The following is a 16,321-nucleotide window of genomic DNA, read 5'->3' on the forward strand; positions in this document are numbered from 1 at the left end:
ATAGATGCCCGAATTTCGGCGGACGGCGCGTGTGGCGGATGCTACAAAGCGATATGCTTTTCGATCTGCCTGATGACGATATCCTTTACGATGCGCTGCTGGCCCGCAGTTCCGATTACGAGGGCCAGGCCTTCGTCTGCGTCAAGAGCACCGGCATCTTCTGCCGGCTCTCATGTCCCGCGCGCAAGCCGAAGCGGGAGAACACTCTGTTTTTCGACAGCATTGCCGCCTGTATCAATTCCGGCTTCCGGCCGTGCCAGCGCTGCCGCCCGCTTGAAGAGGCGTCCGGGAAAGATCCGCTCGTCAAGGAACTCATCGGCTTGCTCGACCGCCGGCCGGACCATCGCTGGACGGAGGGCGATCTCGTGCGTCGCGGCTTCGATCCGTCGACCGTGCGGCGCGCCTTCAAGCGATCCCTCGGCATCACCTTTCTCGATCTCGCCCGTCAGCGGCGAATGGGCGAGGCGGCCCGCCAGCTCTCCGGCGGCGCCAGCGTCATCGAGGCGCAGCTCGACGCGGGCTATGAATCTCCGAGCGGTTTTCGCGCCGCCTTCGGCCGGTTGATCGGGAAGGCCCCTGCAAAATCGCAGGGCCGCGTGCTGCTCTTTGCCGACTGGATCGATACGCCGCTCGGTCCCATGGTGGCGGTGGCCGACCAGATGCATCTTCACCTCATCGAATTCCATGACCGCAAGGCTCTCCCGGCCGAAATGGAAAAACTCAAGCGCAAGACGCTCTCAGCGGTGGTGCCCGGCAGAACGCCGCCCATCGACCAGGTGGAGCGTGAGCTCGACGATTATTTTGCCGGTCGCTCCGCCGATTTTCGCACACCGCTCGCTTTTGGCGGCAGTGCCTTCGAACGCCAGGTATGGACGGAGCTCGGCGCGATACCCGTCGGCGAGACCCGCTCCTACAGCGAGATCGCGCGAAAGGTCGCAACCCCGCAGGCGGTGCGTGCCGTGGCGAGGGCCAACGGCACCAATTGCCTCGCAATCGTCGTGCCTTGCCACCGATGCATCGGGGCGGACGGATCGCTGACGGGCTATGGCGGCGGGCTCCGGCGCAAACAATGGCTGCTTCGCCACGAGGGCAGGATGCGCCCTGTCGGGCTTTTCGGAGATGGAGACGGGGGGAAGCCTGTGCAGGCCGCCGTTCCGACGGTGTAATGAATCATCAACGTGATGGATTGGGAGAAAAGACGATGAGCCAGGAAGAAAGAGCGCGCGCCTTCGCGGCACTGCATCGAAAAGGCAACCCGGTCGTTCTGTACAACATCTGGGATGCAGGCAGCGCCCGGTGCGTGGCCGACGCCGGTGCCAAGGCGCTCGCCACCGGGAGCTGGTCGGTTGCGGCGGCACATGGATATGCCGACGGACAGAGGCTGCCACTGCCTCTGCTGCTCGAGACCGTGCGCGAGATCGTCGCCGCAACGGACCTGCCGCTATCGGCGGACTTCGAAGGCGCCTATTCGGAGGACCCGGCCCAGGCCGCGGCCAACGTCGCGCAAGTGATCGATGCGGGTGCCATCGGCATCAATTTCGAAGATCAGGTCGTGGGCAAGGGCGGCATTCACCCGGTCGACAAACAGGCGATCCGCATCCGCGCCATCCGCGACATGGCGGAGCGCCAGGGTGTCCCGCTGTTCATCAACGCCCGCACCGACCTCTTCCTGCAGGAGAGCGATTCGACGCGCCACGCGGCCCTGATGGAGGATGCCATCGCCCGCGCCAAGGCCTATGCCGAGGCGGGCGCAAGCGGCTTCTTCGCACCGGGGCTCGCCGACGGAGACCTCATCGCCAGGCTCTGTGCGGCGTCGGCTCTGCCGGTGAACGTGATGATGAAGCCGGGGGCGCCGGACATTGCCGCGCTTGCGGCCGCCGGCGTCGGGCGGGTGAGCTATGGACCGTTCCCATACCGGGCGATGATCGCCTGGCTGCGCGGCGAGGCGGAGAAGGTTTATGGGAGCGGGGGGAAGTAGCTGCGGCGGAGCGGCGGTTTGAGGATATGCTCTTCAAGGTAAATTGCCCCTCATCCGCCTGCCGGCACCTTCTCCCCGCAGGCGGGGAGAAGGGACAAGCGAAGGCCGCCTTGCCTCAATTGGGCGCTGCTGCAAGAGAGTACGACTATCTGAGGCAGGTCCCCTCTCCCCGCGTGCGGGGAGAGGGCTAGTCCTCGGGTTAAACCCGAGGAGAGGGGCTTGGTCCCCTGTTTTTGAGTTACGGCACGATCAGCGTGCCCGCGCCGTGCTCGGTGAAGATTTCGAGCAGAACCGAATGCGCCGTCTTGCCGTTGAGAATGACGACACCCTGGACGCCGGCCTTGATCGCCTCGATGCAGGTTTCCACCTTCGGGATCATGCCGCCCGAGATCGTGCCGTCGGCGATCAGTGCCCGTGCTTCGGCGACCGAAAGCTGCTTGATGAGCTCGCCCTTCTTGTTGAGGACGCCGGGAACGTCGGTCAGGAAGAGAAGGCGCGTCGCGTTGAGCGCGCCGGCGATGGCGCCGGCAAAGGTGTCGGCGTTGATGTTGTAGGTGTGACCGTCCCGGCCCGGCGCCACAGGCGCGATCACCGGGATCATCTCGGAGCGGGCGAGCAGATCGAGAAGCGTGCGGTCGACCTCGACCACATCGCCGACGAATCCGAGGTCGAGCACGCGCTCGATGTTGGAATCCGGGTCGCGGATGGTCTTCTTCGCCTTTTCAGCAAAGACCATGTTGCCGTCCTTGCCGCAAAGCCCGATCGCCCACTCGCCCGTCTGGTTGATGAGCGCGACGATCTCCTTGTTGATCGATCCGGCAAGCACCATTTCGACGATCTCGACCGTCTTCTCATCGGTGACGCGAAGTCCGCCCTCGAATTTGGATTCGATGCCCATCTTGTTGAGCATGGCCCCGATCTGAGGGCCGCCGCCATGCACGACGATCGGGTTGACGCCGGACTGCTTCAGAAGCGCGATGTCGCTGGCAAAGGCGCGCCCGAGTTCGGCATTGCCCATGGCGTGACCGCCATATTTGACGACAATCGTCTTGTTCTCGTAGCGCTGCATGTAGGGCAGGGCCTGGGTGAGCAGACGGGCCTGAATTTCGCTTTCTGATGCGGACATGGCGGATCCTCGAAAAATACCGGCTGCTCTTTAGCGCAACTCTCCGGCGGATGGAATGATCCGGGCGCAACATAAAGCCATTGTGACGGCAAACCGTGTGGTCTTGCCGAAGTGCTCGAAGTGTGCGCGGCAGGGCGGACAAGCCGATTGACGGAGCTGGCGATTTGACTGATCCTGCTTTGATCCGGAAAGGACCGCGACCCCCGGGGGCAGGCGCTTGAAGCTCGCCCGGAAGAGGTCGAAGGGAACCGTGCCGAGACTTCTTGAGCTGAGAGAGTACAGGGAGCCATGACGACGCAGAAGCCCGAAAGCGGAGATTCCCGCCGCGACGAGGTGATTGCGGGAGAATACGTGCTCGGCGTCCTGTCTGCCGAAGACCGCCGCAAGGCCGAGGCGCGCATGGCAACGGACCGGAACTTCGCCGCCATGGTGGTTCGCTGGCAAAACAATCTCGCGGCCTTCGGCGGAGCCTATGAACCGGATGCGCCGCGACGCAGGTTCGGCTCCGCCGGGCGGGGGGCCTTCGAAGCCGGCCGGGACGCAAACGGCCCCCGCGGTGCCTGGGGTTCGCTTCCCCTCTGGCGCAGCATCGCCCTCGCGTCGCTTTCGGCGGTCGTCGTGATGGCAGGTGCCATGGCGGGGTTTTTCAGCGATCGCCGAGGCGGTGCGCCGCTCGTGGCCAGCCTGGTATCGCATGGCAATGCCGACCTCGTCGCGCATTACGAGCCAGGCACGGGACGCCTCAGGCTTTCGCCGGTAGCCGCGGGACAGACGGAGGAGAAATCGCTCGAACTCTGGCTGATCAATGATGACGATCCTCCGGTGTCGCTCGGCGTGCTGCCACCTTCCGGTGAAGGGGAAATCGTCCTTGAGCCGGGACTGCGAAGGCAGATTGCCACGGGTTCGAAGCTTTCCGTCAGTGTCGAGCCGCTGGGCGGCTCGACGACCGGCTCGCCCACCGGCGCGGTCATCGCGCAAGGCACGGCGCGCGGCATCTAGCTCTGCCAGGGCGAGGCAGTCACGGCGGTCGATCAGCCTTGTTTTGGCAGAAGTGCCGCAGCTCCTTGGAGCGCCGTACGTCCGAATGGACGCACAAAGGGCGCTCTAACTTATTGAACCGACACCTCGTGCTTTCCGAAAATCGATTCCGATTTTCGGGCCGATGCGGTAGATTAGCGACATCAGGTCGGACCGCCCTGATGCGGGACGAAGAAGCACTTTCCCATCACGCTCCGGGTTCGGCCAATGCCAGTTGCATCGCCCGATGGAGGTTTCGATGATCAGCCGGCGCAACTTGCTGATGGCGGGCGCGGCCCTGGCGGCCGTGATCGCCCTGCGCGGTCTCGTATGGCCCATGCGCACCGTCGCCGGCGAAACCTTCGAAATCACCAGAACCGATGCGCAGTGGCGGGCGCTGCTGGGTGAGGAGCGCTATCGCATTTTGCGCGAGGAGGGCACGGAGCCGCCCTTCAGCAGCACGCTCAACGATGAAAAGCGGAGCGGCGTCTTTCACTGTGCGGGATGCGAGCTGCCTGTTTATTCCTCCGAGGCGAAATACGAAAGCGGTACCGGCTGGCCGAGCTTCTGGCAGGCGCTTCCCAACGCGATCGGCACGCGCGAGGACGATTCCCTGTTCATGACGAGGGTCGAATGCCACTGTCGCCGCTGCGGCGGTCATCTTGGCCATATCTTCGACGACGGTCCGCCGCCGACCGGCAAGCGGCACTGCATCAACGGGCTAGCACTGGTATTCGTACCGGAGGCGGTTTGAGCATGGCTGTGCGGCCTTCTCGCCGACTCCGGCGAGAAGGCCGAGGCTGGGACGAGCGGCGACCGCGCCCGGAAATCGATCAGAATGCCCCCGCCTGCGGCGACGACGTCCGCGTCTCGGATAGGGCTGCCTGAAGCCTCTGCTCCTGTTCCGGCGAGAGCGACGTCTTCAGCACGCGGCCGCGCAGCCCGGAGAATTCGGCCAGGACCTTTTCCGGCTGCACCTTGCGCACCAGGACGAAGAGCGCCGAGGAATTGTTCGGGATGGTGTTGCCGAGCGATTTGATGAAATCGTCGTCGATCCCGTAATCGACGAGCGATCCGGAAAGCGCACCGGCGCCCGCGCCAAGAGCGCCGCCGATGGCGAAACCCGCGAGCGGATTGAGGAAGAGCAGCCCCACGAGCCCGCCCCAGAGGGAACCGGAAAGAAGGCCGGACGTCGCGCCGACGGTGGTGAGATTCATGCTCTGCTTGAGATGCACCTTTCCGTCGGCGTCGCGCACGACGACGACCGCATCCTCCAGATCGATCAGATATTCCTTCCCGAGGCTGTTGAGCTTCAAGAGGACCTTGTCGGCCTCATCGGTCGAATCGAAACCCACGACAATCAAATCGGACATGTTTCTCTCTCCTGATCCTACCGGCAGACAATCTGCCGCCGCGAGGCAGAGATAGAGCGCTTTTCATGTCAGGGTAGTGACGGAGGTCAAAGACGAGGGGGGCTCGCCTTTCCGGCGTCGTCGCGCGCGTCAGCGCGCCACGGCAAGCTCGATCGCCGCGCGCAACTCGTCGATGCCTTCGCCCTTATCCGACGACGTGGACAGGACTTCCGGATAGGCCGCCGGCCGCTTCTTGATCTTTTCGAGCGTCTCCGCAACGAGTCGCGGCACGCCGGCCGCCTTGATCTTGTCCGTCTTCGTCAGCACGATCTGATAGGACACTGCAGCCTTGTCGAGGAGTGCCAGCACGTCCTCGTCGTTCTTCTTGATGCCGTGGCGCGCGTCGATCAGCACGTAGACGCGCTTCAGCGTCGAGCGGCCGCGCAGATAGTCGAATACCAGCTTCGTCCAGGTATCGACCTGTTCCTTGGGAGCCTGGGCATAGCCGTAACCCGGCATGTCGACGAGCGCCATCGGCGGCAAGTCGTCCGCCTCGCCGGAATAGCCGTCCGGAACGAAATAGTTGAGTTCCTGGGTGCGACCGGGCGTGTTCGACGTGCGTGCAAGGCCCTTATGGCCCACGAGTGCGTTGATAAGCGACGACTTGCCGACATTGGAGCGGCCGGCAAAGGCGATCTCCGTCGGTCCTTCGGGCGGCAGGAACTTCATCGACGGCACGCCGCGGATGAATATCCACGGCCGGCCGAAGACGCTTTCGGCATTCTGCTTTTTGGTCCCGGACATGTTCTGGCGTTTCCTCTTTGCCTCGCCGGCATCAGGCTTTTGTGGTGGCTTGTCAAGCTTTGGAGCGCCTGTCGGCACCGGTGACGGATCCTGAGGATCTAAAAGAAAAAGCCCCGGAACGCATGGTTCCGAGGCTTTCATGCGAGCCTGTCTGCCGCTATTCCGCCGGCTTGGGTTTCTTCGAGAAGAGCGACTTCAGATTGTCGAAGAGCTCGACCTTGACGCCCTGGCGCTTCATGATGATGCCCTGCTGCAGGATCGACAGCGTGTTGTTCCAGGCCCAGTAGATCACGAGACCGGCCGGGAACGACGCCAGCATGAAGGTGAAGACCACCGGCATCCAGGTGAAGAGCATCGCCTGGGTCGGGTCCGGCGGCGTCGGGTTCATGCGCATCTGCAGGAACATGGTGATGCCCATGATGATCGGCCAGATGCCCAGATGCAGGAAGGCGGGCCCCTCGAACGGCAGGAGGCCGAAAAGGTTGACGATCGTCGTCGGATCGGGCGCGGAGAGATCCTGAATCCAGCCGAAGAAGGGCGCATGGCGCATCTCGATGGTGACGTAGATCACCTTGTAGAGCGCGAAGAACACCGGGATCTGAATGAGGATCGGCCAGCAGCCCGCCAGCGGATTGATCTTCTCTTCCTTGTAGAGCTGCATCATCGCCTGTTGCAGACCCATGCGGTCATCGCCGAACTTCTTCTTCAGTTCCTCCATTTTCGGCTGAACCTTCTTCATGTTCGCCATCGATGCGTATTGCTTGTTGGCGAGCGGGAAGAAAATGAGCTTGACGACGATCGTGGTAATCAGGATCGCGATGCCGAAATTGCCAAACAGACGGAAGAAGAAATCCATCATTTTGAACATCGGCTTGGTGATGAAGTAAAACCAGCCCCAGTCGATCAGCTTGTCGAAATTGGGGATCGAATAGGCCACTTCGTAATTGTCGACGACCGGGACTTCCTTGGCGCCGGCGAAGACGAGGTTTTTTAGCTCCACGGACTGGCCCGGGGCGACCGTGACCGCATCGCTCTTGTAGTCGCTCTGGTAACGCGGGCGCCCGTCGGCGAAATGCGAGAAGCGGATGTCGAAGGGCGTCGCCTGCGGCGGCACGATCGTCGCGGCCCAGTATTTGTCGGTGATGCCCAGCCATCCGCCCGTGGATTTGCCCGGCTCGACGGGCTCGTCGTCTTCCACCTTGGAATAGCCGACTTCCTGGAGGCCATGCTCTCCCGCGACGCCGACGAAGCCCTCGTGGAGCACGTAGATGCTCGGCGTCGTCGGCTTGTTGAAGCGCGTGACGCGGCCATAGGAGGACAGGGAAACCGGCGCGGCGGTCTCGTTCTTGATGCTGTCGACCACCTGGAACATGTAGCGGTCGTCAACCGAGACGGTCCGCGTAAAGGTGATGCCCTTGTCGTTCGTGTAGCTCAGCGTCACCGGCGTCGAGGGGGTGAGCTTGTCGCCGCCCGAAAGCGTCCATATGGTCTGCGGACCCGGAACCGATCCGGTCGCATCCGATCCGATATAGCCGATTTCCGTGAAATAGCCGTCGGCGGTCTCCGCCGGGCTGAAGAGCGTGATGACGGGGCTCTTCGGGTCGACGGTTTCGTGGTAGCCCTTGAGCTTCAGGTCGTCGAAGCGTGCGCCGGTCAGGTTGATGGAGCCGGAAAGCGCCGGCGTGTCGATCGCCACGCGGGCCGATTTGCCGATCGCCTGGTCACGGCTTTCGCCCGCGCCCGGGATCGCCCCGCCAGGCAGCGCCTGTCCCGGTGCAGCCGGCTGAGCGCCTGGCTGTTGCTGGGTCTGTTGCGTCTGCCGCGCCTGTTCCGCAGCGATACGCTCCTTCTCCATCTTCGGGCTGACATAGAAGAACTGCCAAGCGATGAGGATCAGCACGGAAAGGGCGATCGCCACGAAATAATTGCGGTTGTTTTCCATCATGATTTCCTGGAACCGGCCGGTGGCCGCTTCTGTTTCGGCTTATTTTCGATGCGATCCCGAAGCGCCCGAGTCAATGCGTCAAAAGGGGCATTCAGGAGATCGCGCCGGGCGACAATCACATAGTCGTGTCCGGGTTTCATTGCAAACCCGGCCGCAAGCCGCACGGCTTCCTTGAGGCGTCGGCGCATGCGGTTTCGCTCGACGGCATTGCCGTGCTTCTTGGTAACGGTGAAGCCGACGCGGGCTTCTCCCTCCGGATCGTTCCGGTCAAGAACTTCGAGGAGAAATAGCGGGCCCCTGCGGCTTTCTCCAGCCCGGACCGCCAAAAACTGCGGACGGCTTTTCAGCCGTCCGACAGCCATCTTGTCTTTTTCTGTCGTCATTTGCCCGGACATAAGGTTTCGGGCAGGTTCGGCTTACGCCGAAAGACGCTTGCGGCCACGAGCCCTGCGGGCTGCAAGGACCTTGCGCCCACCCTTGGTGGACATGCGTGCACGGAAGCCGTGACGGCGCTTGCGAACAAGCTTGGACGGTTGGTAGGTACGCTTCATTTATTTAAATACCGCGGTGTGCGGCCCTTCTTGGGTTTGCATGATGCAAGAGCGTTTACGCGCCGGGCATGGCTCCGCCAACGGGCGGCTCGACCGGACGTGCGCGGCTTATAGGTATAAAACGCCGGTAAAGTCAATTCCCGAGCGCCGGCACATGCTCGCGGGCCGCCGCGGGACACCCCTAAAAATCGAGTGCCGGATGGGTGCTTTGTTAACCACGGGCATTTTAGCATTTACTCAGTTGCGTGTAAGCCGTGAGATGCTTCCCGTTTGAGGCGAGTCTCGGCTGGGGGACAGGAACAGGAAATGAAAATTCGGGGAAAGATAAACCTGATCGTCGGCATCATGAGTCTGCTGGCGATAGCGATCACCGGCATGTCGTTGCTGATCGTGAGCGAGTACAACCAGCGCCTCGGCGAATACCAGAACGCATCCGACCGGGCCTTCAAGGGCGAGCGGCTCAATCGTCTGGTAACGGCCGTGGTGATGGAGGCGCGTGGCATCTACGCGGCGCCGACGGTGGAGAAGGCAAAGCCTTTTGCCGAGGGGATTCTCAAGAACCTCGACAAGATCGATGCGCTGCTCGCAGAGTGGCGGCCGCTGGTGCCGGCCGACGTCCTGCCCGCTTTCGATACCCTCGTCAAACGCGCGGAGGAATTCAAGGCGTTCCGAAGTGAGACGGCTCGCCTCGGCACCGAGGTTGCGCCGCAAGCGGCCAACGACCAGGGCAACAACGAGGCGAACCGGGCCAATCGCAAGGCCTTCCAGTCTGAAATCGACGTGGTCGTCGACGCGAACCTCGCCTCGCTTGACGCGATTACGGCAGATCTTGCCGACTACAAGCGCTCGATCGTGCTGATCGTCCTTGCGACCGCGGCCCTCGGCATGCTGGCCGGAATCGGCGCCGCCTTCTATATCGCGACCAGTCACCTCAGCCGTCCGATCCTGGATCTGACGGGCAAGATGAAACTGCTTGCGGGCGGCGACCTGTCGGTGGATGTACCCTTCGCCGGGCGCAAAGACGAGATCGGCGACATGGCGGCAGCGGTCGAAGTCTTCAAACAGAACAGCCTCGCCGTGCGCGAGCTCAATGCCCAGGAAGAGGTCTTGCGCGAAAAGAGCGCGGACCTGCAGTCGAGCATCGCAACGGTCGTCGCGGCTGCTGCGGCAGGCGATTTCACCCGGCGCATCAGCAAGGACTACGACAACGACGATCTCAACCGCTTTGCGGCGAGCGTCAACGAGCTGGTAAGCAGCGTCGATACGGGTATCGCCGAGACCCGGAGGGTCATTGCGAGCTTGGCGACGGGCGACCTGACGCAGAGCATGAAGGGCCAGTTCCAGGGCGCCTTCGCCGAGCTGCAGACGAATGTCAACGATACCTTGCAGACCCTGCAGAAGACCTTGCGCGAGGTCCGCATGACGACGGACTCGATCAATGGGAACTCTACGGAGCTGCGCAGTGCCGCCGACGATCTTTCCAAGCGGACGGAACAGCAGGCCGCAGCTCTGGAGGAAACCTCGGCAGCGCTCGACGAGATAACCGCTGCGGTCCGCAATTCGACCGAGCGGGCCCAGGAGGCGACGGTCATGGTGGCGGAGGCGAAGGACAGCGCGGCGGAGTCGGCATCGGTCGTCCGCAACGCCATCGACGCCATGGGCCGGATCGAGCAGGCTTCAAGCGAGATCGGCCAGATCACCAACGTCATCGACGAGATCGCCTTCCAAACGAACCTGCTGGCACTGAATGCAGGCGTCGAGGCGGCGCGCGCCGGAGATGCCGGCAAGGGGTTCGCCGTCGTTGCCCAGGAAGTCCGCGAACTCGCCCAGCGTGCCGCCAGCGCCGCCAAGGAGATCAAGTCGCTGATCTCCAAATCCGGCGACGAGGTGGCCACCGGTGTCAAGCTCGTCCAGGCGACGGGAGCGGCGCTCGGTCAGATCGAGACGCGCGTCCTCAAGATCAACGATCACATCCATTCGATAGCGACGGCCGCACGCGAGCAGTCTACGGGGCTGGGCGAAGTCAGCACCGCCGTGAACCAGATGGATCAGGTCACGCAGCGCAACGCCGCCATGGTGGAGGAGGCGAATGCCGCGACGCACAAGCTGTCGGCCGAAGCCGACAATCTCGCCAGCCTTATCGCCTACTTCAAGGTCGAGCGTGAGGCGGTGCGTACGGTCGCGCCCGCAAGGGACGCAAGCCGCCCGGTAGCCTCGCCCGCCCGGCGCATGATGGGCACTGTCGCACGTGCATTCGGCAATGGCTCCGCCGCGGCCGCCCGTGATGATTGGGAGGAGTTCTGAGCCAGGCTGTCGGCGCGAGCTCCAGTCGCGGAATGCCAGCTTCGCTCGCGGCGATCTGTCGGTCGCCGCGAGCGGCATTTCCGGAGGAGCCTTCGCCGGGAAAACCCGCCGGTTCACGTCGGCGTGACCTGTCGCCGCGGCCCGGTCACGCCGACGTTTGTCGACGCGACCATTCGTTATTGGTTTCGGGGGTGAAATCCTTCTAATTCGGGGGCAAAATCGCACCGGAAGCAAATCGCATGAGCCATGGTACCAGCAACGGGACGGAAGAAGGCCCGGCTCTCGAACCCTCCTCGAGCCGCCGAGACCTGCAATCTGTTGCGCGTCGCTCCCCCTGGCGTTTCGTACCGTTTTCGCTTCTGCTTGCGGGCGGTGCCCTGGGCTATGCCTATGGCCTGCAGGACTATCTCTCGTTGTCTGCGCTCGTCGACCACCGCGAGACGCTTGCCGGCTATGTCGCCGCCTATCCGTTCCGCTCGGCATTCGTCTTCTTCGCGACCTATGTCGCGGTGGTGGTCTTCTCCGTTCCGGTTGCATCGGTGCTGACGATCTCCGCCGGCTTCCTTTTCGGCTGGCTTGGCGGCGCGACCGTTGCGGTTCTCGCCGCCACGCTGGGCGCTTGCCTGCTGTTTGTCGCCGCTCGCGGCGCCTTCAGCGACGTCCTGAGGCGCCGCGCCGGCGGATTCCTGGACCGCCTTGCCGAAGGATTTCGGGAAAACGCGTTCCTCTATCTCCTGGTCCTGCGGCTGGCACCGGTCTTCCCCTTCTTCGTGATCAATATCGCGCCCGCCTTTTTCCAGGTGAAGCTGCGCACCTATGCGATCGCCACGCTGATCGGCATCGTGCCCGGCACTCTCGCCTATACGTGGCTGGGCTGCGGCCTCGGCGAGGTGATCGCCCTTGCGGCGGCAAGCGGCCGCGAGCTTGCCCTTTCTGACTTCGTCACCAGGGATATTTCCCTGGCGCTCGTTGCGCTTGCGCTCATTGCGGCGTTGCCTCTGGCATTCAGGCTAATACAGTCGCGCCGGAAAGGCGCGTGACGAAGGCGGGAGGGGGCAGCGGCGTGGCGAAGATACTGACACCCGATATTTGCGTCATCGGAGGCGGTGCCGCCGGACTTTCGGTTGCCGCCGGTGCCGCCGCCTTCGGCGTACCAGTCGTCCTGGTCGAGCACGGCCGGATGGGCGGCGATTGCCTGAACTACGGCTGCGTGCCGTCAAAAGCTCTGATCGCCGCCGCGAAGCACGCGGAAGCCGTCCGCAAGGCAGCGGAATTCGGCATCGCAGCGTCAGGACCGGTCATTGATTACGAGCGGCTGACGGCACGCATACAGTCCGTGATAGAGGCCATCGCACCGCATGATTCCGTGGAACGCTTCACAGGTCTTGGCGTCGAGGTGATCGAGGCAACGGCCCGCTTCGTCGATGACCGCACGATCGCTGCCGGCGACCACCTCATCCGCGCCCGCCGCTTCGTGATCGCCACGGGCTCCTCGCCTGCCATTCCCCCGATCCCCGGTCTTGCGGAAACGCCATTCCTCACCAACGAAACGCTCTTCGCACTGAAACACCTGCCGCGGCATCTCGTTGTCATCGGCGCAGGCGCGGTCGGCCTCGAGATGGCCGGGGCTCACCGCCGGTTGGGCGCCGATGTGACGGTCGTGGACAGCGCCGCGGCGCTTTCCGGCCAGGATCCGGAACTGGCGGCGGTGGTCCTTGAGCATGTCCGTGCGGAGGGCACGATCCTTCATGAGCACACGAGAATCCGCTCGGTCGCGGCGGCAGAGTCCGGCGTCAGGCTCCTCTGCGAAAGCGACGACGGAGCCTTCGAGATCGAGGGGAGCGACTTGCTGGTGGCTGCCGGCCGTGGTCCCGGCCACGGATCGCTCGACCTCGATGCGGCCGGCATTCGCCACGGTCAAAAGCACATAGAGGTCGGGGCGGATCTGAGGACGAGCAACCGCCGCGTTTACGCGGTGGGAGATGCGGCGGGCGGCCTGTTCACCCACCAGGCGAGCTATCATGCGCGGCTGGTGCTGCAGCAGATCATCTTCCGCCTGCCGGCGCGTGAGAGGCCCGCAATCGTTCCCCGCGTGGTCTTCACCGCGCCTGAGCTGGCGCAGGTGGGGCTGACGGCGGAGCGGGCGCAGGAAATCGCCCCGGGAGCAAGAACCGTCCGCGTGGACTATTCCGACAACGACCGTTCCCGCACCGATGGCCTCGGCCGCGGACTGATCAAGATCGTCGTAGGCAGGCGAGGTCGGGTGCTCGGCGCCGGCATTGCGGGCCCTGGAGCGGGGGAGATGATCAATCTCTGGGCTTTCGCCGTCGCGAACCGCCTGACGCTCAATCATTTCCAGACTTATGTCGCACCCTATCCGACTCTCTCCGAGATTGGAAAACAGGCGGCGATCTCCTATTATTCCCCCATGGCGCGAAATCGCCTTCTGCGAACCGTGATCCGGTTCCTGCGGAATTTCGGCTGACGTCGGAGGCAGAGAGTGCGCGGGTTTCGGCCCGCATCCCGCTCTGGCCTATCAGAATCGATCACGATGATTTCAGGTCGATCCACCTGAAATCATCGTGATCCAGGGAATGTTGTAGAGTTATGGCAGAAGACGCGCGTCCGGCCAATGCGAGTGCGGCACCTCGAGCAGCGGTCGGCTTTCTTGGCGGGCTTTCCGGCAAATTGCTGCTGCTGACCGTCGCCTTCGTGATGCTGGCCGAGGTGCTGATCTTCGTGCCTTCCGTCGCCAATATGCGCATTCGCTGGCTGCAGGACCGCCTGAACACCGTGGCGGCGGCGGCCGTCGTGGTCGACGGGCTCCAGAACGTCGAACTGCCCCGCGCCGTGCAGCGCGAGACCCTGATGGCCACCGGTACCAAGGCCATCGTCATTCGCCGCAAGGACGCCTCGCGGATGATCGCCAGCGTCGACATGCCTCCCGCGATCGACGGCGAATACGACATAGCGAACTTCACGGCTCTCGGCGCGATCCGGGACGCCTTCGGCACGCTCATCTTCGGCGGCAACCGAGTGGTGCGCGTCTATGGCCCGCTGGGCGAGGGCGATGCGACGATCGAGCTGGTGATGAAGGACGCGAAGCTGCGGACGGCCATGCTGGTCTATTCTCGCAACGTCTTCCTCCTGTCGATCGTCATCTCGCTGATCACCGCAGCGCTGATCTTTCTCGCCATCAACCGCATGCTGATCCTCCCGATCCGGCGGTTGACCAAGAGCATGCAGGAATTTTCGGACGAGCCGTCGAGCCCCGAGCGCGTATTGGTGCCGCCGGAAGGCAAGGACGAGCTGGCGGTCGCCGGCCAGCACCTTGCAAGCATGCAGCGCGAATTGCAGAGAACCCTGAAGCAGCAGAAGAGCCTCGCGGAGCTCGGACTTGCCGTTTCGAAGATCAATCACGACATGCGCAACATCCTGTCCTCCGCTCAGCTCATTTCGGATCGCCTGGCCGATGTCGACGATCCCGTGGTCAAGCGCTTCGCGCCGACATTGCTGAGGACCATCGACCGTGCCGTCGGTTATACCCGGGAAGTTCTTTCCTATGGGCGCACGACGGAGGCCGAACCGCATCGCCGGTTCGTCGCGCTCCGCCCGCTGGTCGAGGACGTGGCCGAACTGCTCGCCGTCGATCGCCAGGACGGCATCGATTTCCAGATACAGGTCCGCGACGACATCGAGGTCGATGCGGACAGCGAGCAGCTCTTCCGTGTCGTTCACAATATCTGCCGCAACGCCGTCGAGGCGCTGGCGAACTACAGGCCGGAGGATGGCTCCGAGCGGCGAATCTCGGTTTCGGCGGTGCGTACCGGCAGCGTGGTCACGATTTCCATCGATGATACCGGCCCCGGAATGCCGGCCAAGGCACGTGAAAATCTCTTCGCCGCCTTCCGCGGTTCGGCGCGCTCCGGGGGGACGGGCTTGGGGCTCGCGATCGCCCGCGAACTGGTCCTCGCCCATGGAGGAACGATCGCGCTTGTCGAAAAGCCCACCCCTGGCACGCTGTTCCGCATAGAGCTGCCGGACCGCCCGGTGCGGCTTGATGCCTTTCGAGCGAAGGGACGGTCCTGAGACCCGGTACCGCACCGGAGGCCCCGATTGCTTCCCGGGAGTCGCAAAAAAGAATTTTTTCGCCGAAAGGCGCTTGCATTCGCCGAAAGGACCCTTTAGAGGATCGCCACGCAAGCGGTGGTCACCGCTTCGGCACGCACCCGTAGCTCAGCTGGATAGAGCACCAGACTACGAATCTGGGGGTCAGGAGTTCGAATCTCTTCGGGTGCGCCATTTCCTTCAAGTGTCGATTGCCACGCTGTTTTGCCTTTTTGGCCACTATGTTGCCTTTAGGCAGTAACGTTGACCTATCTACCGCGACACGATCATTCCTTCTCCGGATTTTGCGCCACGCGCATACCGGGAGAATCCCGTCACATCAACTCGCGCAGATTGCTCCGACTGCGGCATTGCGCTGCTCAACGGCGGCGTCCATCCTGCTGCAGCAGGCTAGGGCTGCTTCCTCAAGCGGGGGTTCATGCGCAAAGGCGCGGGCACCGCTCTCCCTTGCGGTCTTTGGCAACGACTCGATGAATGGCTCGATTGAGCCCAATCCGGTCCTTCCAGGTGTTGCCGTCAACGGCACGGGTGGGGTGGTTTGCGGCTTGTCCGCTTCCGAGAGCCACCCTCGGGAAAGCGGCTATTATCGTCGATGAGTGCCGGTTCAGAGCGTTCGAGCGAGGGCCTCGAGTTGGCGGGACGTCTGTTTCCAGCCTCCGTGGAAGCCTGTCTCCTCATGCTGCTTCCGCGCCTCCTCGTTCCAGTGCAGAGCGCGTACAATATATCGGGTCCTGCCGCCTTCATCGGACATCTCGATGATCATGGTCCTTAAGGGAACTCCCGATGGTGGGACGGACGGAATCCAGCCCGACCTGTAGGCGTTCGTGAATACCAGCCGCCGTTCCGGCACCGCTTCCAGGAACACGCCAACACCGTCTGATTCCTCACCATTGGGGCCGTACATGACGATGTGCGACGCGCCTCCGGGATGCTGCTCCGAGACCCTCACCTCGGTGGTCCAGGACGGAGGATGGAACCATTGCTCCAGTAGCGCGGGCTCCGACCAGCAGCGCCACACATTCGCGCGCGGTGCGTCCAGCAGACGTTCAAACCGCAGCTCATATCCATCCGTTAATCCGGCGGCCATCAGTCTTCCACTCATAGAGCCGTCCACTC

Annotated in this window: 15 protein-coding genes and 1 tRNA gene; 9 read left to right on the forward strand and 7 right to left on the reverse strand. The window is 63.3% G+C overall.

What is annotated here, in order from left to right; all coding sequences use genetic code 11:
* Positions 1–38: 38 nt before the first annotated feature.
* Positions 39–1,166 (forward strand): bifunctional transcriptional activator/DNA repair enzyme AdaA, encoded by a 1,128-nt coding sequence (locus tag SINAR_RS0111440; RefSeq protein WP_027999231.1) that lies wholly within the window; start codon positions 39–41, stop codon positions 1,164–1,166.
* A gap of 35 nt (positions 1,167–1,201) precedes the next feature.
* Positions 1,202–1,978 carry an isocitrate lyase/PEP mutase family protein gene (locus SINAR_RS0111445; protein WP_027999232.1) on the forward strand — a complete coding sequence of 259 codons (777 nt, stop codon included), beginning with the start codon at positions 1,202–1,204 and terminating at the stop codon, positions 1,976–1,978.
* Between the two features lie 238 nt (positions 1,979–2,216).
* Here SINAR_RS0111445 and argB read toward each other — a convergent pair whose 3' ends face one another.
* On the reverse strand, positions 2,217–3,104 hold the full coding sequence (gene argB, locus SINAR_RS0111450; protein WP_027999233.1) for an acetylglutamate kinase: 888 nt from the start codon (positions 3,102–3,104) through the stop codon (positions 2,217–2,219).
* Positions 3,105–3,392: 288 nt separating this feature from the next.
* On the opposite strand from argB, the gene SINAR_RS0111455 reads away from it, so the two are divergent.
* On the forward strand, positions 3,393–4,103 hold the full coding sequence (locus SINAR_RS0111455) for an anti-sigma factor (RefSeq protein WP_027999234.1): 711 nt from the start codon (positions 3,393–3,395) through the stop codon (positions 4,101–4,103).
* Positions 4,104–4,380: 277 nt separating this feature from the next.
* Positions 4,381–4,875 carry a peptide-methionine (R)-S-oxide reductase MsrB gene (gene msrB, locus SINAR_RS0111460; protein ID WP_027999235.1) on the forward strand — a complete coding sequence of 165 codons (495 nt, stop codon included), beginning with the start codon at positions 4,381–4,383 and terminating at the stop codon, positions 4,873–4,875.
* A gap of 79 nt (positions 4,876–4,954) precedes the next feature.
* On the opposite strand, the gene SINAR_RS0111465 is transcribed toward msrB, so the two are convergent.
* From SINAR_RS0111465 to rpmH, 5 genes are all read right to left on the reverse strand, one after another.
* Entirely contained in the window at positions 4,955–5,494 is a 540-nt protein-coding gene (locus SINAR_RS0111465) for a DUF1269 domain-containing protein (protein WP_027999236.1), read from the reverse strand.
* A 129-nt stretch (positions 5,495–5,623) separates the two neighbouring features.
* Positions 5,624–6,277, reverse strand: coding sequence for a ribosome biogenesis GTP-binding protein YihA/YsxC (yihA, locus tag SINAR_RS0111470; RefSeq protein ID WP_027999237.1), 654 nt, complete (start codon positions 6,275–6,277; stop codon positions 5,624–5,626).
* A gap of 157 nt (positions 6,278–6,434) precedes the next feature.
* Positions 6,435–8,219, reverse strand: a complete 1,785-nt coding sequence (gene yidC, locus SINAR_RS0111475) for a membrane protein insertase YidC (protein ID WP_027999238.1) — start codon at positions 8,217–8,219, stop codon at positions 6,435–6,437.
* The gene (rnpA, locus tag SINAR_RS0111480; protein ID WP_027999239.1) at positions 8,219–8,617 is read right to left on the reverse strand and encodes a ribonuclease P protein component; all 399 of its coding nucleotides are present in this window, start codon (positions 8,615–8,617) and stop codon (positions 8,219–8,221) included. The genes yidC and rnpA overlap by 1 nt, the downstream gene beginning before the upstream one ends.
* Positions 8,618–8,638: 21 nt before the next feature.
* Positions 8,639–8,773 (reverse strand): 50S ribosomal protein L34, encoded by a 135-nt coding sequence (gene rpmH / locus SINAR_RS1000000135260; RefSeq protein ID WP_077068067.1) that lies wholly within the window; start codon positions 8,771–8,773, stop codon positions 8,639–8,641.
* Between the two features lie 306 nt (positions 8,774–9,079).
* Here rpmH and SINAR_RS0111485 point away from each other — a divergent pair, with 306 nt between their 5' ends.
* From SINAR_RS0111485 to SINAR_RS0111505, 5 genes are all read left to right on the forward strand, one after another.
* The gene (locus SINAR_RS0111485; protein WP_027999240.1) at positions 9,080–11,077 is read left to right on the forward strand and encodes a methyl-accepting chemotaxis protein; all 1,998 of its coding nucleotides are present in this window, start codon (positions 9,080–9,082) and stop codon (positions 11,075–11,077) included.
* A gap of 239 nt (positions 11,078–11,316) precedes the next feature.
* Positions 11,317–12,117, forward strand: coding sequence for a TVP38/TMEM64 family protein (locus SINAR_RS0111490; RefSeq protein WP_027999241.1), 801 nt, complete (start codon positions 11,317–11,319; stop codon positions 12,115–12,117).
* A gap of 23 nt (positions 12,118–12,140) precedes the next feature.
* On the forward strand, positions 12,141–13,562 hold the full coding sequence (locus SINAR_RS0111495) for a dihydrolipoyl dehydrogenase family protein (protein WP_027999242.1): 1,422 nt from the start codon (positions 12,141–12,143) through the stop codon (positions 13,560–13,562).
* 122 nt (positions 13,563–13,684) lie between these two features.
* Positions 13,685–15,166, forward strand: a complete 1,482-nt coding sequence (locus SINAR_RS0111500) for a sensor histidine kinase (protein ID WP_027999243.1) — start codon at positions 13,685–13,687, stop codon at positions 15,164–15,166.
* Positions 15,167–15,302: 136 nt separating this feature from the next.
* Positions 15,303–15,379, forward strand: a tRNA-Arg gene (locus tag SINAR_RS0111505).
* 430 nt (positions 15,380–15,809) lie between these two features.
* Here the strand turns inward: SINAR_RS0111505 and SINAR_RS0111510 are convergent.
* The gene (locus tag SINAR_RS0111510) at positions 15,810–16,307 is read right to left on the reverse strand and encodes an SRPBCC family protein (protein ID WP_084617337.1); all 498 of its coding nucleotides are present in this window, start codon (positions 16,305–16,307) and stop codon (positions 15,810–15,812) included.
* Between the last annotated feature and the right edge of the window lie 14 nt (positions 16,308–16,321).

The organism is Sinorhizobium arboris LMG 14919 (assembly GCF_000427465.1).
In the GTDB taxonomy this organism is placed as follows: Bacteria; Pseudomonadota; Alphaproteobacteria; order Rhizobiales; family Rhizobiaceae; genus Sinorhizobium; species Sinorhizobium arboris.

Bases quoted from the DNA above. Each gene is read 5' to 3' on its own strand.
- rpmH (WP_077068067.1), bottom strand. From the start codon at position 8,773: ATGAAGCGTACCTACCAACCGTCCAAGCTTGTTCGCAAGCGCCGTCAC.
- SINAR_RS0111510 (WP_084617337.1), bottom strand. From the start codon at position 16,307: ATGAGTGGAAGACTGATGGCCGCCGGATTAACGGATGGATATGAGCTG.
- SINAR_RS0111490 (WP_027999241.1), top strand. From the start codon at position 11,317: ATGAGCCATGGTACCAGCAACGGGACGGAAGAAGGCCCGGCTCTCGAA.
- SINAR_RS0111500 (WP_027999243.1), top strand. From the start codon at position 13,685: ATGGCAGAAGACGCGCGTCCGGCCAATGCGAGTGCGGCACCTCGAGCA.
- SINAR_RS0111440 (WP_027999231.1), top strand. From the start codon at position 39: ATGCTACAAAGCGATATGCTTTTCGATCTGCCTGATGACGATATCCTT.
- yidC (WP_027999238.1), bottom strand. From the start codon at position 8,219: ATGGAAAACAACCGCAATTATTTCGTGGCGATCGCCCTTTCCGTGCTG.
- yihA (WP_027999237.1), bottom strand. From the start codon at position 6,277: ATGTCCGGGACCAAAAAGCAGAATGCCGAAAGCGTCTTCGGCCGGCCG.
- SINAR_RS0111445 (WP_027999232.1), top strand. From the start codon at position 1,202: ATGAGCCAGGAAGAAAGAGCGCGCGCCTTCGCGGCACTGCATCGAAAA.
- msrB (WP_027999235.1), top strand. From the start codon at position 4,381: ATGATCAGCCGGCGCAACTTGCTGATGGCGGGCGCGGCCCTGGCGGCC.
- SINAR_RS0111485 (WP_027999240.1), top strand. From the start codon at position 9,080: ATGAAAATTCGGGGAAAGATAAACCTGATCGTCGGCATCATGAGTCTG.
- argB (WP_027999233.1), bottom strand. From the start codon at position 3,104: ATGTCCGCATCAGAAAGCGAAATTCAGGCCCGTCTGCTCACCCAGGCC.
- rnpA (WP_027999239.1), bottom strand. From the start codon at position 8,617: ATGTCCGGGCAAATGACGACAGAAAAAGACAAGATGGCTGTCGGACGG.
- SINAR_RS0111455 (WP_027999234.1), top strand. From the start codon at position 3,393: ATGACGACGCAGAAGCCCGAAAGCGGAGATTCCCGCCGCGACGAGGTG.
- SINAR_RS0111465 (WP_027999236.1), bottom strand. From the start codon at position 5,494: ATGTCCGATTTGATTGTCGTGGGTTTCGATTCGACCGATGAGGCCGAC.